This is a genomic window from Desulfobulbus propionicus DSM 2032 (genome assembly GCF_000186885.1).
GTDB classification, from domain to species: domain Bacteria; phylum Desulfobacterota; class Desulfobulbia; order Desulfobulbales; family Desulfobulbaceae; genus Desulfobulbus; species Desulfobulbus propionicus.
Genome location: NC_014972.1, coordinates 285,784 through 301,328 on the forward strand (window position 1 = coordinate 285,784; position 15,545 = coordinate 301,328).

Consider the following 15,545-nt stretch of genomic DNA (forward strand, 5'->3'; position numbering starts at 1 on the left):
TTTGCTGGCTGTTAGCCGTCGGCAAGCATCCCCTTGCGTTGCAGAAAGGCAAAGTATTCCTCCGGCGAAGGCAGACGCCCCGCAAGCGCGCTGATCGCGGTCAGCTCGGTGGAACCGAGATAGACCCGAGCGCCGTCGCCGAGACGGTTGTCGAAGTTGCGGGTCGAGGTGGACATCACCGTCGCCCCCGGTCGTACCCGGGCCTGATTGCCCATGCACAGGCTGCAGCCGGGGATCTCCACCCGGCCGCCGACCTGGGCAAAGACGCTCAATCCCCCTTCCCGCTGGATGATGTCCCGGTCCATGCGGGTGGAGGGGGCGATCCATAGCCGGCTGGCCGCATAGGGTTCGTCCCGCAGCAACCGTGCCGCGGCCTGCAGGTGCGACAAATGGGTCATGCAAGAGCCGATGAAGGCCTCGTCAATGGCTGCCCCAGCCACCTCGCGCAATGGGCGCACATCGTCCGGGTCGTTGGGGCAGGCCAGCAGGGGTTCGGTGATCGCGCTTAGATCGATGTCGAGCACCGCCTTGTACTCCGCCCCTTTGTCCGCGCTGAGCAGGCGGGGGGAGGCCAGCCAGTCCTCAAGTGCAGCAATGCGCCGTTCCAACGCGGAACGATCCGCATAGCCATCGGCGATCAGGTCCCGGAGCAGAGCGCTATTCTGGCGCACATTTTCGATCACTGCGGCCAGCGACAGCTTGACCGTGCAGGCGGCGGCGCTGCGCTCAGCCGAGGCATCGCTCAATTCAAAGGCCTGCTCGACACTGAGGTCGTCCACGCCCTCGATTTCGAGGATGGTACCGGCAAAGATGTTCTTCTTGCCCTTCTTGGCCACGGTCAGCAACCCTTGTTGGATGGCGGCATGGGGAATGGCGTTGACCATGTCGCGCACCGTGATTCCCGGCCGGCGGCGGCCATGGAAACGGACCAGCACCGACGGCGGCATCTCCAGGGGCATGAAACCCAGCGCTCCGGCAAAGGCCACCAGACCGGAACCGGCCGGGAAGGAGATGCCCAGCGGAAAACGGGTATGGGAATCACCGCCCGTGCCCACGGTGTCGGGAACGAGCATCCGGTTGAGCCAGGAATGGATGACTCCGTCGCCGGGCTTGAGGGCCACGCCGCCGCAGACCACCGTGGTTTCGGTCATGCTCTGCCAGCGGCCGAGATCCGAGGCCTTGGGGTAGGCGGCGGTATGGCAGAACGATTGCATGAACAGATCGGCCTTGAAGCGCAGGCAGGCCAGTTCGGCGAGTTCCTGCATGGTCATGGGACCGGTGGTGTCCTGGGAGCCGACCGTGGTCATCCGCGGCTCGCAGACCGTGCCCGGCACAACACCGACAACGCCGCAGGCCAGGCCAACCATTTTCTGCGCCAGGGTATAGGCGTGGTCAGCGTTGGGTACAGGATTGGTGACCTCGTGGAACAGGGAGGGGAATGGGCGTCCCAAGGCCTCGCAGGCCCGACGGGTGAGATTGCGGCCAATGATCAGGTTGAGCCGGCCACCGGCGCGGTATTCGTCGAGCAGGGTCAGCGGCGCGGGTTTGAGAGGAATGGCTTGTCCGTTTTCCTGTTCCAGGGTCCACTGGTGCAGGTTGAGCACCACTTGGTCGCCGGTATGCAGGCCGGCCACCTCGCATTCGATCGCCAGTACCCCGGCATCGCGGGCGGTGGCGTAAAAGATGGGGGCGATGATCCCGCCCAGCACCAGGCCGCCGCGCCGTTTGTTGGGAATATGGGGAATATCCTCGCCCAGATGCCAGCTCACCGAATTGATGGCCGATTTGCGCGAAGAGCCGGTACCGACCACGTCGCCGGCAAAGGCCACGGTCCGCCCTTGGGCGCGAAGGTCGGCGATGGTGCGGATACCGTCCGGAAAGCGGGTCACCCCGAAAAAGGTGGCGTGCAAGGGGATATCGGCTCGGGTCTGGGCCTGATTGCCGGGGGAGAAATCGTCGGTGTTGATCTCACCCTCGACCTTGTACACGGTGCAGGCTATCTTCTCCGGCAATGCGGGACTGCGGGTGAACCACTCGGCCGCGGCCCAGGATTCGAGCACGCCGCGCGCCGCAGGATGCGTCGTGGCCAACTCGGCCACCTCGTCAAAGGCTTCGTAAATCTTGGTCAGCCCTTTAAGGGCCTCGGCGGCAGCTTCGGCCAGCGGGGCGATGCGCAGCAGACGCAGCAGGGCGCTGACATTGTAGCCGCCGCCCATCTGGGCGAGCATGGCGATGGCCGCCTGGGGAGGCAACTGGTCGACCGCAATCGCCCCTTTGGCCACCAGCTCAAGCCAGTCTGCCTTGACGCCGGCTGCCTTGCTCACCCCGGGTTCGACCCGATCAGCCAGCAGTTGGAGCAGGGCTGCCTGCTCCCCGTGACCGGCCGCCAGCAGTTCGGTGAGTTCCCGGGTTTGCAGGGCTGTCAGGGGCAGGGGAGGGACGCCGAGGAGGGCGCGTTCGGCCGCTTTGCTTCTGTACTGTTCCAGCATGGGGATCCTCCGTGTGGTGACGTGGTGGCCAACGAGAAACCGCCGACTTTTCCGTGATTGAAAAGCCGACGGTGCAGCTCAAGCGGGATTACCAGGATTTGGTCAGGGTAGCGACGAACCGTGCATCTTCCGGACCATTGTCAACGCCGTATTCCTGCAGGTAGCGCAGGTTCACCTGGCAGAGCATCGGCAGGTAGAACACATTGACCTCGGCGCCGAGGGCATGGGCCTTTTTATGCTGATCGGCCGCCGCACCCGCTTCGTCGCTGTCGTCGGAGAACTGCCAGTAGGAGGCGCCGGTCAGGCCGGGGCGGATCATCAGACTGCTGTTGACCTGGAACTCCTTGCCGATGCCGTACTCGGCAACAAATTCCGAACCAGGGGTAATGTCGGTGTCTTCCTGCTCGCCGTTGATCAGGGTCCGGGTGAGGACGCTGGCCGACCAGGTTTTCTGGTCGTCAAGATAGAGGGTGCCGCCCACGGTCATCATCCCGGACCAATAGCCCAATCCGGGCGAGGCGGGTTCGTCGCCTTCAAAGTGGCCGGTGGGGACAATCACCGCCAGGGCAAAGGAGGCATCCCATCGCGGTTGCCGCCAAGCCAGGGCAAAAGGCTCCAAGGTGATGTCGCCGAGGGTGAAGGAGTGGCTGTCCGAGAACGAACCAGAGGTAAACTCTTGGTCGACCAAGGGGATGATAACGTCGTAGAAATAATCCGCGCCTAAAATCTTGACATCGGTCACGTGGATGATGCGCTGCACCGAGGCAAACACATCGAGCTCGAAGTTCCCGGGCACGGTGTTGCCGCTGTTGTCCTTCAGCTCATCCGGAGTGTACCAGAGGTTGTACATGCGGTAGTGCCAGCCCGGTGGGGGCGGTGTTGCCCCCAGCACCCCCTCGACGCCATAGGTGTAATGCGACCCAGAGGTCCACGCCCACCCAGACGCGCACAGGGGTAACGTCAGCGCAAGGCAACCGGCAAGCGTCCCAACCCATTGTTTGTTGCTCAACATCTTTTCTCCCTCTTGTTGCTGTTATCGGATGCGGACAACAACGATCCGTGATCAATGTCCGCTGTTGCTCAGGGGTTTGCGTTTATTCCGCAAGGCGCGCGAACCGCTCCCAGAAATCGGGAAAGGATTTGACCACGCACTGGGGGTTGCCGATGTACACGCCGGGGATGCGCAGACCGGCGACGGCAAAGCTCATGGCCATGCGATGATCGTTGTAGGTGGCGATGGAGGCGCCATGGAGTGTGCGGCCGCCCTGTTTGCCATGGATGATCATCCGCGCCGGCTCTTCCTCCACCTCGGCGCCCAGTTTACGCAGTTCGTTGACCACCGCCGACAGGCGGTCGCACTCCTTGATGCGCAGGTGGGCAATGTTGTTGATGATGGTCGTGCCCTCGGCAAAAGCCGCCACCACCGCCAGGGTCGGCGCCACGTCGGGCATGTCGCCCATGTCCACTTCGATACCTTCCAGCCTATCTGGACCGATCAGGGTGATACCTGCCTCGGTCTGCTCGATGCGGCACCCCATGCGGGCGAGATAGGGCAGCAGTTTGGCGTCGCCCTGGAGCGAGGGCACCGGAACATTGGCCACCGTGACCCGTCCGCCGGTCACGGCGGCTGCGGCCCAGAAATAGGACGCCCCGGAAGCGTCGCCCTCGATGGCGTAGGTTCGTCCCTGATAGCTCCCCCGGGGAATGCGGAAGAAATTGAGCGTTGGCGCGGCCTCGACCCGAACGCCGAAATCGGCCATTACCGCCAGCGTCATCTCCACATAGGGTTTGGAGAGAATTTCGCCCAAGACTTCCAATTCAGCCGGTGCGTTGGCATAGGGAGCCACCAGCAGCAGGGAGGAGAGGTATTGGCTCGATTTGCCCTCTGGCAGTACCGTGCGCCCGCCGGCAAGCCCCTTGGCCATGATGGTCAGAGGCGGGCAGCCGGTGCCGGCGTCGCTATCGATGCTGACCTGCCAGCCGCGCAGGGCCTCCATTAACGGCAGGATCGGACGCTCGGCCATCCGTTCGCTGCCGGTGATATGGAAACGGCCCTGACCCAGGGCGGCCACCGAGGTGAGAAAGCGGGTGGCGGTGCCATTATTGCCGAGAAAGATGTCTCCTTCGGGGGCGAGGACTCGACCACCGCTGCCCTCGACCTGCCAGCGGTTGGGGTCGCGGTCATCGCAGGCGATGCCCATGGCCCGCAGGGCGTTCATGGTGAAATGGGTGTCTTCGCTCGCCAGGGGGCCAAGGAGTTGCGAGGAGCCTTCGGCCAAGGCGGCGGCAATCAAGGCCCGTTGGGTCAGGCTTTTGGAACCGGGAACCGTGACAACGGCATCGATGGTGGCGACGGGTTGGATGGTGATCATGGGAGTGTTGCTGGCATAGGATTAGGATTGTCTTGACCGCAGTTCTTCCAGCAGGGCTTGGCGCATGACCGCGTGGGGCGCCTCACGGCCGGTCCAGAGGATAAACTGGGCTGCTCCCTGGTACTGGAGCATCTTGAGACCGTCGATGGTCCGGCATCCGCGCTGTTTCGCCTCGACGAGCAAACGGGTGGAGAGTGGCGCATAGACGATATCCATCACCACTGGAAAGCGGGCCAACAGGGCCGGGTCGATCGGCACGGCCTCCTTTTTGGGCGCCATGCCCACCGAGGTAGTGTTGATCAGGGCATCGGCCTGGGCGGTCGGCAATTCGTGGGCGCTGAGAAAGGGACAGTTGAGCTGCCGGGCCAGATCCCGACCTTTGGATTCGGTGCGGTTGGTCACCAGGACCCTGGCTCCGGCCTCGATCAGGCCAAAACCCACTGCGCGGGCCGCCCCGCCGGCACCGATGATCAGCACGGTACTGGTGGCTAGGTCCAGCGCCTCGGCCAAGGCCTGATTCGAGCCTAGCCAATCGGTGTTGTAGCCGAGACAGCGGTTCTGGCCGTCTTGGTCCCGACGAAACAACAGGGTGTTGACCGCGCCGATTTTGCGGGCCACCGGATCGACCTCGTCGATGTAGTCCATAACCGCCACCTTGAACGGCACGGTGACCGAGACACCAACAAAACCGAGGCTTTTCAGGCCCCGGAAGCCGTCGCCCAGATCCGCCGGCCGCATGGGAATGTAGACACCATTGAGGCCCAGATGGGCAAAGGCGGCGTTGTGCATCGCCGGACTGAGGGAATGTTCCACCGGATTGCCGATGATGCCGAAAAGTTGCGTCTGACCGTTGATCATGGGCGGTGGTCGAGCAAAGAAAGGAGGCGGTGAAGGTTGTCGACCGTGAGTTGTCCGGGGGCTGTGGCCTGCGCTTCCGACAGGGCCGCGTAGGTCATGAAGCCACCAAGAAAGAGGGTGGCGAAGCGGCTAATGGTGCCAGCACGGCCCATGGCAAAGGCGCACAGGGGAAAATCGTGGGCCAGAGCGTCTTGTTGCAGGGCCAGTACCCGCAACACCTCGGCCGCTGACACGGCGGTGGTGACAATCTTGCCGATATCGGCACCGCTGGCCATCATCTGTTGCAGAGTTGCGTGGAGCTGCGCAGCGTCCGGCGTGCCGTCGAAATCATGGCTGGACACGATCACCTTGGCCTGATGGCGGTGTGCCTCTTGGATGATCTGGGCCTGCAACTCGGATGCGGTCGCCAGTTCCACATCGACATAGCGGGCGCCCCAGCGCAGTGCTGCGCACAGCAGATTCACGCGCTCTTCTTCGGAACCGGTCCATTGCCCCCCTTCCCAAGCCGGCCGGTTGGTCGCCAGCACCGGTTTGTCCAGCGCAGCGATACACTGCCCGCATTGTGGATCGCGCATGCCATCCAAGCGGATCTCAACCACATCGACGAGCGGCAGGACCGGCGTGACAGCTGACAGGATATGATGCTTGTCCTCGCTGGCGACCGAAACACAGATCAATCCCTGAGCAGTCATGGTCATTTACTCAAGCGCAAGCCGCCAATGATGGAGCGCACCGAGGTTTCGCCTTGATCGCGCAGATAGGTTTCAATGCCGGCAAGGATCTGGGACACGGCGGCAGGGTTGTAAAAGTTGGCGGTGCCCACCTGCACGGCCGAGGCGCCGGCGAGGAGAAACTCGATCGCATCTTCGGGGGTGCCGATGCCGCCAATGCCGATCACCGGAATGGAGACCGACGAGGTCACCTGCCAGACCATGCGCAGGGCCACCGGTTTGACTGCCGGTCCGGAAAGGCCGCCAATGACGTTGGCCAGCTTCGGTCTGCGGGTGCGCGCATCGATGGCCATACCGATCAAGGTGTTGATCAGGGACAGGGCATCGGCACCACCGTCCGCCACTGCTCGGGCCATGGCCACGATGTCGGTGACGTTGGGCGAGAGTTTGACGATCACCGGCAGCGTGGTCACCCGTTTGACTGCCGCGGTCACCGCCGCGGCCATTTCTGGAACCGTGCCGAAGGCCACGCCACCTTTCTTCACATTGGGGCAGGAGATATTGACCTCGAGAGCATCAATGCCAGCAACATCGGAGAGTGCTGCGGCCAGGGCAGCGTATTCCTCGATGGAATCGCCAAGGATGTTGACAACCACCCGGCAACCGCAGGTGCGGAGGAACGGCATTTTGTCGCTGATGAACCGCTCGACGCCGACATTCTCCAGGCCAATGGCATTGAGCATGCCGCACGGAGTCTCGACAATACGCGGCGGTGGATTGCCTGGGCGAGGATGCAAGGAGATGCCTTTGACCACTACCGCTCCGAGGCTGGCCAGCGGAACAAGATGGGCAAACTCCGCCGCATAACCGAAGGTGCCCGAGGCGGTCATCACCGGATTGGCAAGGGCGAGTGGGCCGAGTTGGACCCGCAGATCGGGCACGGGAACAGAGGTTACCGTATCCATGCCACCTCCTGTGCATCGAGAACCGGACCTTGTTTACACACATGCAGATATTGCCCCTCGGTGCCATGCACCGTGCAGCCAAGACACGCGCCCAGACCACAGGCCATGTGTGCCTCCAGCGAAACTTCACAGGCGACACCGGCCGAGTGGCAAAGCGCGGCCACCGTGGCCATCATCGGGTGGGGGCCGCAGGTGTAGACCTTGCTGAAGCGACTGAGCTCAGGTGCTAGAAGTTCGGTGATGAAGCCATGATGTCCAAGGGAGCCATCGTCGGTAGCTGTATGCACCTGACACCCCAAGGCGCTGAATTCCATCGCCAGAGGAGCGAGCTCGTCTCCGGAACGGGAACCAAGGAAGACCGTGCAATCAGCGCCAGCTCCGCCGGCCTGCTGCAGGGCGTGGACAAGAAATCGCAGCGGCGCGATGCCGATGCCGCCACCAACAAGACTAACAGGCCGTCCGGGTTGGAGACGAAAACCGTGTCCCAAAGGGCCAATCAGGGAAAGTGATTGCCCTGTTCGGCATTCGGACAACAACTGGGTACCACGTCCAATGACCTTGAACAACAGCTGTAAGGTCCCATCCTGGGTGCAGTGATGAATGGAAAAGGGTCGGCGCAACAACGGATCAAGGGTTAAACCGCAGGCGACCATCACGAATTGGCCCGGTTGGGCATGGGCAGCGATCATGGGACATCGCAGGGTGAGACGGTAAAAATCTTTGGAGAGCTGCTCGATACGCTCTATGCTGCAATTTTCCTGGTACTGTGGCATGGAAAGCGATACAACGAAGATACAAATTAAATATTATCCTTAATCAACAGGTGGTTATCAACAATGGAAGCATCGCTGACCGTATTTGCCGCCCTGATCGGTGCCGTGGTGGGCTCCTTTCTCAACGTGGTCATTCTTCGCTTGCCCGAGGAAGGCGCGTCTATCGTGTTTCCTGGATCCCATTGCCCCTACTGCCAACAGCCGCTGACATGGTGGGAGAACATTCCCCTTGTCAGTTTTCTGTTGCTGGGGGGCAAATGCAAAACGTGCAAAGTGCCTATTTCGTGGCAGTATCCCTTGGTGGAAGCAGCGATGGCAGCTTTGACCGCCCTGTTGTTTTGGCGTTTTGGCCTCAGCGCTGAATTGTTGGTCTATTTTGTCTTTAGCGCTGCCCTGCTGGTTATCATATTTATTGACATCCATCATCAAATAATTCCCGATCGGATCAGTCTGCCGGGAATCGTGATTGGATTTGCCGGGTCGTTGGTTATCGACCAGATAACCTGGCAGCAATCGGCCCTTGGTATTCTGTTTGGCGGCGGAATCCTCTATGCCGTGGCGTGGGGGTATATGGCGTTGACCAAACGGGAAGGCATGGGCGGTGGCGACATTAAGTTGCTCGCCATGATCGGGGCCTTTCTGGGTTGGCAGAGTTTGTTGTATGTGATTTTTTCCAGCTCCGTGGCGGGATGTGTCGTCGGTGGAATCGCCATGGTCAAACAAGGCAGGGGAGGACAGACTCGTATTCCATTTGGACCTTTTCTGGCGATCGCTGCCCTGTCCTATCTCTTCTTTCAGGAACAGATCGTCGGGATTTGGCGCTGGTATCTGCACAGCGCCTTCTAACGGCTGGTTGGTGCGGGTAAAAAAAAACCCCCGAACGAATCGGGGGTTTTCTTGTTTCTCTTTGGCAGAGATCAGGCTTCAATCTCGTGTTCTACGCCGATGGCAATCTTGTAGAGGATGGTCAGGATAAAGAAGCCGGTGGCCCAGACTCCGATAGTAATGAACAGCTCGTTGAGCGTCGGGTAATACTCGACAATCTCTTCGGTCGGTGTGGGAACAAATCCTCCAAGGACAAAGCCGATGCCCTTGTCCAGCCAGAAGGCGATGAAAATGGAGGCACAACCGACCCCGAGCCAAAGGTCACTCTGCCTGCGAGTGTAGGGAATGGTGATGAGGGCGATGCCAACCAGGAAGAGGACCACAAAGCCCCACATGAACGGAACCAGGTTATTGTAGACATGACCATGATGTTCCAATCCGAAGAACAGATACTGCAGGGTGTGTTTGTGACCCGGAATGTCTGAGTAGAAGCCGACGAAAAACTCCAGGCCGACAAAGAACATGTTGGCAATGGCCGCATAGGTGATAATGGTCACCATTTTGTCGATGGCTTGTTTTCCCGCATCGAAATTTGCGACTCGTTTCAGGATCAGGGCCATGACCACGATCAGCGCTGGACCTGCGGCAAAGGCTGAGGCGAGGAATCGAGGAGCAACGATCGCTGACAGCCAGAAATGCCGTCCGGGTAAACCGCAGTAGAGCATGGCGGTGACAGTGTGGATCGAGAAGGCAAAGGGAATCGACAGATAGACAAAGAAATAGATCCATTTTGGCGGATGCATCTGCTTGCGCTCGGCGGTCAGGATCACCCATCCGCATAGGGCGTTGAGCAACAGGTAGCCCCAGAGCACGCACATATCCCAGAACAGCATGGAATGCGGGGTGGCGTAGAACAGGACGTTCAAACCACGCAACGGCTGACCAAGGTCGGCCATAATGAACATCATGCACATCAAAAGCGAGGCGATGGCGAGAAACTCACCGAGGATGGTGATCCGACCGAATGCCTTGAAGTTATGAATATAATAGGGAAGCACCAACATCACGCCTCCCGCCGCCACACCGACCAGAAAAGTAAACTGGGAAATGTAGATTCCCCAGGAGACGTCGCGGGTCATGCCTGTCAGGCCAAGTCCGTAAAAATACTGACGGAGATAGCAGAAAGCCGCCACCGCGATAAAAAAGCCGAGGAAGGCCAGCCACATCCAGTAGTAATTGTTTCCTTTTAATGCTTTTTCAAACATGGGGGCCTCTCACACGATATAAAAGACTGAGGGTAAGGTTCCGAGAGAAGGATTCCGCTGAATGGTATGCTGCTCTTTGAGAATCTTTCGGATCTCGGAGTTGGGATCATTGAGATTGCCAAAAACCAAAGCCTTGCTGTCGCCAACGGCCTCGACACAGGCCGGCAGCTTGCCGATCTGGACGCGTTCGACGCAAAAATTGCATTTTTCGACAACGCCGCGGGTACGGGCCGGGTAATCTCGGTTGATATCGGTGATAAAGGAGCGCGGATCACGCCAGTTAAAACTTCTGCTGCCATAGGGGCAGGCTGCCATGCAGAACCGGCAGCCGATGCAGCGGTGGTAATCCATGCCGATAATGCCGTCCTCGGAACGGAAGGTCGCCTTGGTGGGGCAGGCTCGTACACAGGGCGGGTTGTCGCAGTGATTGCACAGGATCGGCAGTTGGTGCTTTTCGCTGGCTTCATCCAGGTAGAGATTTGGCTTCTCTGGGAAAGCATTTTCGAAGTTGGTCATCCAGATCCATTTAATTTCGTCCCGCTTGTCAGGGAATTGCGGCACGTTGTGAATCTTATGACAGGCATGGACCGCCTTTGCGCCCAAACCGGGATCTTCCTGAAATTTTTTGATGTCGATGACCATGCCGTAGCGGATCCCGCCTTGTGCGGCACCGCCGTGCCCAGCGGCTGCTCCAGCCTGTTCCGCACCGTGGCCAGCACTAGTAGCATGGGCCAAACCCGCGCCAGACACCAAACGATCAACCACCGCAGTTCCGCCAAGGCCCGCCAGTGTGGAAATACCGGCTACCTTGAGGAAATTTCTTCTATTTGTATCCATCTGTCTCTTCCTCCTTAGCCGTTCACTCAACAGGAGCCAAATGGCAATCCCAACAATAGGGCGTAACCGATGCGTAGGTGTGACAGGTGTCACAGAACTGCTTCTTGCTCGTATGGCATTTCATGCAGGTCAGCATCAGGCTCTTCTGGTATTGCTTGCCTTCCAGCTCAAAGGTTTCCCGCTTCCCGTCGCGCAGCACATCGTCACGCCATACGTTGAGCAGTTTCATATGCTCGGCGCGAATCTCGGCGGCCGGCAGAACACAGGTTTTGGCATCCTTGGGCAACACGGGTTTCGGTACCGACCCAGCGGTGCCGCGATTGTACCAAATGGGTATGGTGATGATCAGGACGAAAATGATCAGTCCCGGAATTATTTTACCGCTATCGTACATAGCTTTTCCTCCCTTCCTGCCGATCTATTAAACCAAGGTCCTGAGCCCTTCGGTCAGGTCTTGTCGTTGTTCACCCTCAATCACCAGCGCATTGCCGACGAGTTCACTGAGACCGGCCACCTGTACCTCGGGCACCCAGTAGTTCATGAGGGTCGTCAGGGTTGCTCTGTCGATCGCGCATACACAGCCGAGCGTGTTGACGCCGTGCTTATCGTGGACATACCTGACCGCATTGGCGCGCGGCAGTCCCGAGCGCATGCGGAGTTCCATGATCTCGTCGGTGTTGAGCGCTGTTCCCGATCCACAGCAGAAGGTTTTCTCACGGATGGTATTCTCGGGCATCTCCACCCAATTTTCGACCACGTTATCCAGGATATACCTTGGTTCGTCCAACAGACCCATGGCCCGCGCCGGGTTGCAGGAATCGTGGAAGGTTGCCGTGACATGAGCATTGCGGCTCTTGTCGAGTTTGATCTTATTGTTCCTGATCAAATCGGCGGTAAATTCGGAGATGTGAATCATTTTGGTGGAGGCGGCATTGTCGAACACCGTGCCGGTGATCGGTGAGCGGGGGACCTCCAGGAAATCTGCCGGACCGTTCATGGTATCCATGTACTGGTGCAGGACGCGCCACATGTGGCCGCATTCACCACCAAGAATCCAGCGAACTCCCAGACGTTTCGCCTCGGCATACATTTTGCCGTTCAGCTTCTTCATCATCTCGTTGGAAGTGAACAACCCGAAGTTGCCGCCTTCGGAAGCGTAGGTTGACCAAGTGTAATCAAGGCCGATGGCCTCGAACAGCAGGAGATACCCCATGCAGGTAAAAATACCCGGTTCGGCAAACACGTCAGCCGACGGGGTGATGAACAGGACCTCGGCACCTTTGCGGTTGAAGGTCGGATTGACCCGGATGCCGGTGAGATTCTCGATGTCATCACAGAGAAACTCCACATTACCCTTGAAGGCCTGAGGCGTGAGCCCCATGTGGTTGCCGGTCCGGTTGGAGTTGGCAACCGGCTCCATCGCCCAGTTGATGCCCACACCAACCAAGTGCAGCAACTCGCGCAGCATCATGGTGATTTCGGCCGTATCAATGCCATAGGGGCAGAAAACCGAACAGCGGCGGCATTCAGTGCACTGATAGGCATACATGAACCATTCTTTCAGTACACCCACGGTCATCTCGCGACCACCGGCAAGCCGGCCCAAAATCTTGCCCGCGCGGGTGAAGTTCTGGCGGTAGATGGAACGCAGCAGTTCCGCTCGCAAAACCGGCATATTCTTGGGATCACCGGTGCCGAGGAAAAAGTGGCATTTATCCGCACAGGCACCGCAACGGACGCAACAATCCATGAAGATTTTCAGGGAGCGAAAGCGATCCAGGCGGTCTGCCAATCCTTGGATTATAATTTCCTTCCAGTTCTCTGGAAGTTTCCAGTCATCGTCCTCCGGGCTCCACTCGCGGGCATTGGGGAAACTGACACCTTTTTGGCTGTCGAGATATCGAATGATCTCGGCTTTGGCCGGGTAGGCGTAATTCCCTGGCTTGAATACGGCAGGAACATCCATCCAATCCTTAGTTGGAATGGAGCCTGTCATCAGCGAAGGTCCTTCGGCAACACTTCGTGCCAACATATCTACCTTTACTACTGCCATTGCTCTATCCTTATACTCTTGAATTATCCAGCGTTAGTCATTAGCCTTAGGCGGCAACTCTTTCTCAACGGGAATGCCCTGCTCGATCATATCCTCACGGAATTCGTCCTCATAGCTCGCATAGGAGTGCGGCTTGATGTCCGGGTTCCAGGGATTGACGTGGCGTCTCATTCTCGAATCGTTGGCCAGATTTCGGGTCGGGCTGAGGAAGACACCGCCCATATGCATGAGCTTGCTGAAAGGAAAGTACGCAAGCAGTGTGCACACTAAAAAGAGATGAACATAGAACAGTGAACTGATCTCGGTGACGATGGTCGGAGAAAAGGTAACCAAGCCGACGGCCAGTTGTTTGATCGCGTTGATGTCCACGTTGGTGCGCAGGAAGAAACGCATCAGGATCCCGGTGATCACGATCCCGAGGATCAGGAACAGCGGGAAGTAATCGTTGACCAGCGAGATGTAGCGGACCTGCGGGTTCATCAAGCGGCGGCCGAACAGGAACAGGAGGGCAAGGACAATGGTGACATCGGTGGTATACATGGTGGGCGCGCCGATCTGCAGCAGGGAGTCGCCCGTTTCGACGAAGGACACCAGCCAGGGTACCGGGTCGAGGAAGAGACGCATGTGACGGACCACGATCACCAGGAAGCTGTAGTGGAACATGATCGCGAACAGCCACAGCCACTTGCTCGACTCGTAGGTCAGCTTGGGTCCTGCATAGACCGAAGCCTTGGTGTTGCGCCAGAGTGAACGGAAAAGAACGATTTCAAGAAACATCCTGGCCACCACCTGGGCGGTGTTGACCGGGGCTTCGAGCTTGTCATGCTTGATCCAGGGGAGCGAGTACCCCTGGCCACAGGTGGTTGGGATTTTGAACGGTACCGGCGATTGGGCCCAATGGATCACCCGGTAACAAAAACCGCCTAAGAACAGCGCCATAGCCAGATAGGGTATGACAACACCAAAGAGGTATTGCATTCCCGGTATCTGCACGGCTATCAGCGCAATCAACACCAGGGCAATTACTGCCGCCAAAGGGAAGGCGTACTTCATCGATCACTCCTTCGCATTCAAGTTGAACTGTAACTTGTAAAAAAAGTTACGATAAAAAGCCGAGCTTTCGCCTCAATCTCCACAATTGAAGCCGCTCGACCGGTCACACAGCCTACTTCCCGGCGTCAGGGCCGGATGTGTCAAGGTGTTGCCGCATGAGTGCGGAAGGGCACGCTGCATCGGTGAGAATTGCGCTGCCACTTTTCAGTTCACGGATGCGGTTCTGGTACAATTGTTCTCGACATTCAGAATAAATGTTGAATGCGGTCAATGCGATCCCGTCAATGGTGCAATCCAGTTGATCGAGAAGGCCAAGCAATGGCTTGGTCTCCTTGTCAAGGGAGAAAACCTGCTTCACGACCCATTTCAATTCAAGAAAAGGCGCCACGGCCTGTGCCGGAGTGAAGTCCTGCACAGCTCGGATCCTGACGACCTGATCGATCGGCTGGCAATAGGCCTGTTGGTCGGTATCTGTGAGCAACAGTTCGTAGATGGATGTCAGGCCGGCAGAAATGTTGCTTCCCACGGGATTGGCAAACGGATCCTGTGACTGTTTGAAAAATCCAGGTGAGGCGTAACTGTCAAGCGTCCGCTCAATCCACAACGAAAGGATCTCTTTCTTCTTGTTTGCCAGCGCCTTCTGCAGTTCCATGGTGCACAACTCTCGCCCATCATCTGGAGGGCGTTGGAGATCAATGTAATTTCCCTTGGGTAAACCCCCGGCTTTGCCGGGGGACAACAACAGTTTGACAGTTCCTGCAAAATAAAGAAGCCTCCCGCCTCGTGAACCGGTCAAAGTCACGAAAAAGGAGGCTTCATGAACGACATACAATGTTTAAGCCACACAAGATGGGATTGCAAGTTCCATGTAGTGTGGATACCGAAATGCCGAAGAAAAATACTCTATGGCCAACTTCGGAAAAATCTGGGTGATGTGTTCCATGATCTTGCACGGCAAAAAGAAAGTCGGATTGTCGAGGGGCATTTGCAGCCCGATCATGTGCACATGCTACTGTCGATCCCGCCGAAGTATTCGGTGGCCCAGGTTGTGGGCTACATGAAAGGGAAAAGTGCGATTTACATCGCACGCAATTACCTTGGGCAAAAGAAGAACTACAATGGGATGCACTTTTGGGCACGGGGCTATTTTGTGTCAACCGTTGGTGCCGACGAGGCAATGGTTCGCGCATATATCCGTAACCAGGAGCAAGAGGATCAGCGAGTCGAACAACTGAACTTGTTTAAATAGGCGACCACCATATGGTGGTCAGATAATATTTTAAAGAGACCGCTTTGAGCGGTTCACAGTCTTTCAAGCCACCGGCTTTGCCGGTGGTTCTGACTCTGTCAATATTTCAGCAATCTTTCAGCCATTAAAAATGAA

Annotated in this window: 15 protein-coding genes; 2 read left to right on the forward strand and 13 right to left on the reverse strand. The window is 58.2% G+C overall.

The genetic code is table 11. From position 1 onward, the window contains the following. Positions 1-11: 11 nt before the first annotated feature. From DESPR_RS01395 to DESPR_RS01425, 7 genes are all read right to left on the reverse strand, one after another. The gene (locus tag DESPR_RS01395; protein WP_015723019.1) at positions 12-2,489 is read right to left on the reverse strand and encodes a bifunctional aconitate hydratase 2/2-methylisocitrate dehydratase; all 2,478 of its coding nucleotides are present in this window, start codon (positions 2,487-2,489) and stop codon (positions 12-14) included. Positions 2,490-2,577: 88 nt separating this feature from the next. Continuing rightward, positions 2,578-3,501 (reverse strand): SphA family protein, encoded by a 924-nt coding sequence (locus DESPR_RS01400; protein ID WP_015723020.1) that lies wholly within the window; start codon positions 3,499-3,501, stop codon positions 2,578-2,580. 82 nt (positions 3,502-3,583) lie between these two features. Beyond that, the gene (aroA, locus tag DESPR_RS01405) at positions 3,584-4,861 is read right to left on the reverse strand and encodes a 3-phosphoshikimate 1-carboxyvinyltransferase (protein WP_015723021.1); all 1,278 of its coding nucleotides are present in this window, start codon (positions 4,859-4,861) and stop codon (positions 3,584-3,586) included. 21 nt (positions 4,862-4,882) lie between these two features. After that, the gene (locus DESPR_RS01410) at positions 4,883-5,719 is read right to left on the reverse strand and encodes a shikimate dehydrogenase (RefSeq protein WP_015723022.1); all 837 of its coding nucleotides are present in this window, start codon (positions 5,717-5,719) and stop codon (positions 4,883-4,885) included. After that, positions 5,716-6,417, reverse strand: a complete 702-nt coding sequence (aroD, locus tag DESPR_RS01415; RefSeq protein ID WP_015723023.1) for a type I 3-dehydroquinate dehydratase — start codon at positions 6,415-6,417, stop codon at positions 5,716-5,718. The genes DESPR_RS01410 and aroD overlap by 4 nt, the downstream gene beginning before the upstream one ends. Next, entirely contained in the window at positions 6,414-7,355 is a 942-nt protein-coding gene (locus DESPR_RS01420; protein WP_015723024.1) for a dihydroorotate dehydrogenase, read from the reverse strand. Before DESPR_RS01420 ends, aroD begins: the two co-directional genes overlap by 4 nt. Further along, positions 7,343-8,128 (reverse strand): dihydroorotate dehydrogenase electron transfer subunit, encoded by a 786-nt coding sequence (locus tag DESPR_RS01425; RefSeq protein ID WP_015723025.1) that lies wholly within the window; start codon positions 8,126-8,128, stop codon positions 7,343-7,345. The genes DESPR_RS01420 and DESPR_RS01425 overlap by 13 nt, the downstream gene beginning before the upstream one ends. 63 nt (positions 8,129-8,191) lie before the next feature. Here DESPR_RS01425 and DESPR_RS01430 point away from each other — a divergent pair, with 63 nt between their 5' ends. Beyond that, on the forward strand, positions 8,192-8,974 hold the full coding sequence (locus tag DESPR_RS01430; RefSeq protein WP_015723026.1) for a prepilin peptidase: 783 nt from the start codon (positions 8,192-8,194) through the stop codon (positions 8,972-8,974). A gap of 71 nt (positions 8,975-9,045) precedes the next feature. Here the strand turns inward: DESPR_RS01430 and dsrP are convergent, their stop codons facing one another. From dsrP to DESPR_RS01460, 6 genes are all read right to left on the reverse strand, one after another. Further along, positions 9,046-10,218, reverse strand: a complete 1,173-nt coding sequence (gene dsrP, locus DESPR_RS01435) for a sulfate reduction electron transfer complex DsrMKJOP subunit DsrP (RefSeq protein ID WP_015723027.1) — start codon at positions 10,216-10,218, stop codon at positions 9,046-9,048. 9 nt (positions 10,219-10,227) lie between these two features. Continuing rightward, on the reverse strand, positions 10,228-11,055 hold the full coding sequence (gene dsrO / locus DESPR_RS01440; protein ID WP_015723028.1) for a sulfate reduction electron transfer complex DsrMKJOP subunit DsrO: 828 nt from the start codon (positions 11,053-11,055) through the stop codon (positions 10,228-10,230). Between the two features lie 22 nt (positions 11,056-11,077). Further along, positions 11,078-11,449: a sulfate reduction electron transfer complex DsrMKJOP subunit DsrJ gene (dsrJ, locus tag DESPR_RS01445; protein WP_015723029.1), complete on the reverse strand. Its 372-nt coding sequence runs from the start codon at positions 11,447-11,449 to the stop codon at positions 11,078-11,080. Between the two features lie 27 nt (positions 11,450-11,476). Continuing rightward, positions 11,477-13,108, reverse strand: a complete 1,632-nt coding sequence (dsrK, locus tag DESPR_RS01450; RefSeq protein WP_015723030.1) for a sulfate reduction electron transfer complex DsrMKJOP subunit DsrK — start codon at positions 13,106-13,108, stop codon at positions 11,477-11,479. Positions 13,109-13,141: 33 nt separating this feature from the next. After that, positions 13,142-14,161 (reverse strand): sulfate reduction electron transfer complex DsrMKJOP subunit DsrM, encoded by a 1,020-nt coding sequence (gene dsrM / locus DESPR_RS01455; protein WP_015723031.1) that lies wholly within the window; start codon positions 14,159-14,161, stop codon positions 13,142-13,144. A 112-nt stretch (positions 14,162-14,273) separates the two neighbouring features. Further along, on the reverse strand, positions 14,274-14,813 hold the full coding sequence (locus DESPR_RS01460; RefSeq protein WP_015723032.1) for an RsbRD N-terminal domain-containing protein: 540 nt from the start codon (positions 14,811-14,813) through the stop codon (positions 14,274-14,276). Between the two features lie 165 nt (positions 14,814-14,978). On the opposite strand from DESPR_RS01460, the gene tnpA reads away from it, so the two are divergent. Then, positions 14,979-15,410 (forward strand): IS200/IS605 family transposase, encoded by a 432-nt coding sequence (gene tnpA / locus DESPR_RS01465; RefSeq protein WP_015723033.1) that lies wholly within the window; start codon positions 14,979-14,981, stop codon positions 15,408-15,410. The last annotated feature ends 135 nt before the right edge of the window (positions 15,411-15,545 follow it).

Excerpts from the sequence above, each read along its gene's own strand:
- DESPR_RS01430 (WP_015723026.1), top strand. The coding sequence starts at position 8,192 with ATGGAAGCATCGCTGACCGTATTTGCCGCCCTGATCGGTGCCGTGGTG.
- DESPR_RS01410 (WP_015723022.1), bottom strand. The coding sequence starts at position 5,719 with ATGATCAACGGTCAGACGCAACTTTTCGGCATCATCGGCAATCCGGTG.
- dsrO (WP_015723028.1), bottom strand. The coding sequence starts at position 11,055 with ATGGATACAAATAGAAGAAATTTCCTCAAGGTAGCCGGTATTTCCACA.
- DESPR_RS01425 (WP_015723025.1), bottom strand. The coding sequence starts at position 8,128 with ATGCCACAGTACCAGGAAAATTGCAGCATAGAGCGTATCGAGCAGCTC.
- DESPR_RS01395 (WP_015723019.1), bottom strand. The coding sequence starts at position 2,489 with ATGCTGGAACAGTACAGAAGCAAAGCGGCCGAACGCGCCCTCCTCGGC.
- DESPR_RS01400 (WP_015723020.1), bottom strand. The coding sequence starts at position 3,501 with ATGTTGAGCAACAAACAATGGGTTGGGACGCTTGCCGGTTGCCTTGCG.
- tnpA (WP_015723033.1), top strand. The coding sequence starts at position 14,979 with ATGAACGACATACAATGTTTAAGCCACACAAGATGGGATTGCAAGTTC.
- dsrM (WP_015723031.1), bottom strand. The coding sequence starts at position 14,161 with ATGAAGTACGCCTTCCCTTTGGCGGCAGTAATTGCCCTGGTGTTGATT.
- DESPR_RS01460 (WP_015723032.1), bottom strand. The coding sequence starts at position 14,813 with ATGGAACTGCAGAAGGCGCTGGCAAACAAGAAGAAAGAGATCCTTTCG.
- dsrJ (WP_015723029.1), bottom strand. The coding sequence starts at position 11,449 with ATGTACGATAGCGGTAAAATAATTCCGGGACTGATCATTTTCGTCCTG.
- DESPR_RS01420 (WP_015723024.1), bottom strand. The coding sequence starts at position 7,355 with ATGGATACGGTAACCTCTGTTCCCGTGCCCGATCTGCGGGTCCAACTC.
- dsrP (WP_015723027.1), bottom strand. The coding sequence starts at position 10,218 with ATGTTTGAAAAAGCATTAAAAGGAAACAATTACTACTGGATGTGGCTG.
- aroD (WP_015723023.1), bottom strand. The coding sequence starts at position 6,417 with ATGACCATGACTGCTCAGGGATTGATCTGTGTTTCGGTCGCCAGCGAG.
- dsrK (WP_015723030.1), bottom strand. The coding sequence starts at position 13,108 with ATGGCAGTAGTAAAGGTAGATATGTTGGCACGAAGTGTTGCCGAAGGA.
- aroA (WP_015723021.1), bottom strand. The coding sequence starts at position 4,861 with ATGATCACCATCCAACCCGTCGCCACCATCGATGCCGTTGTCACGGTT.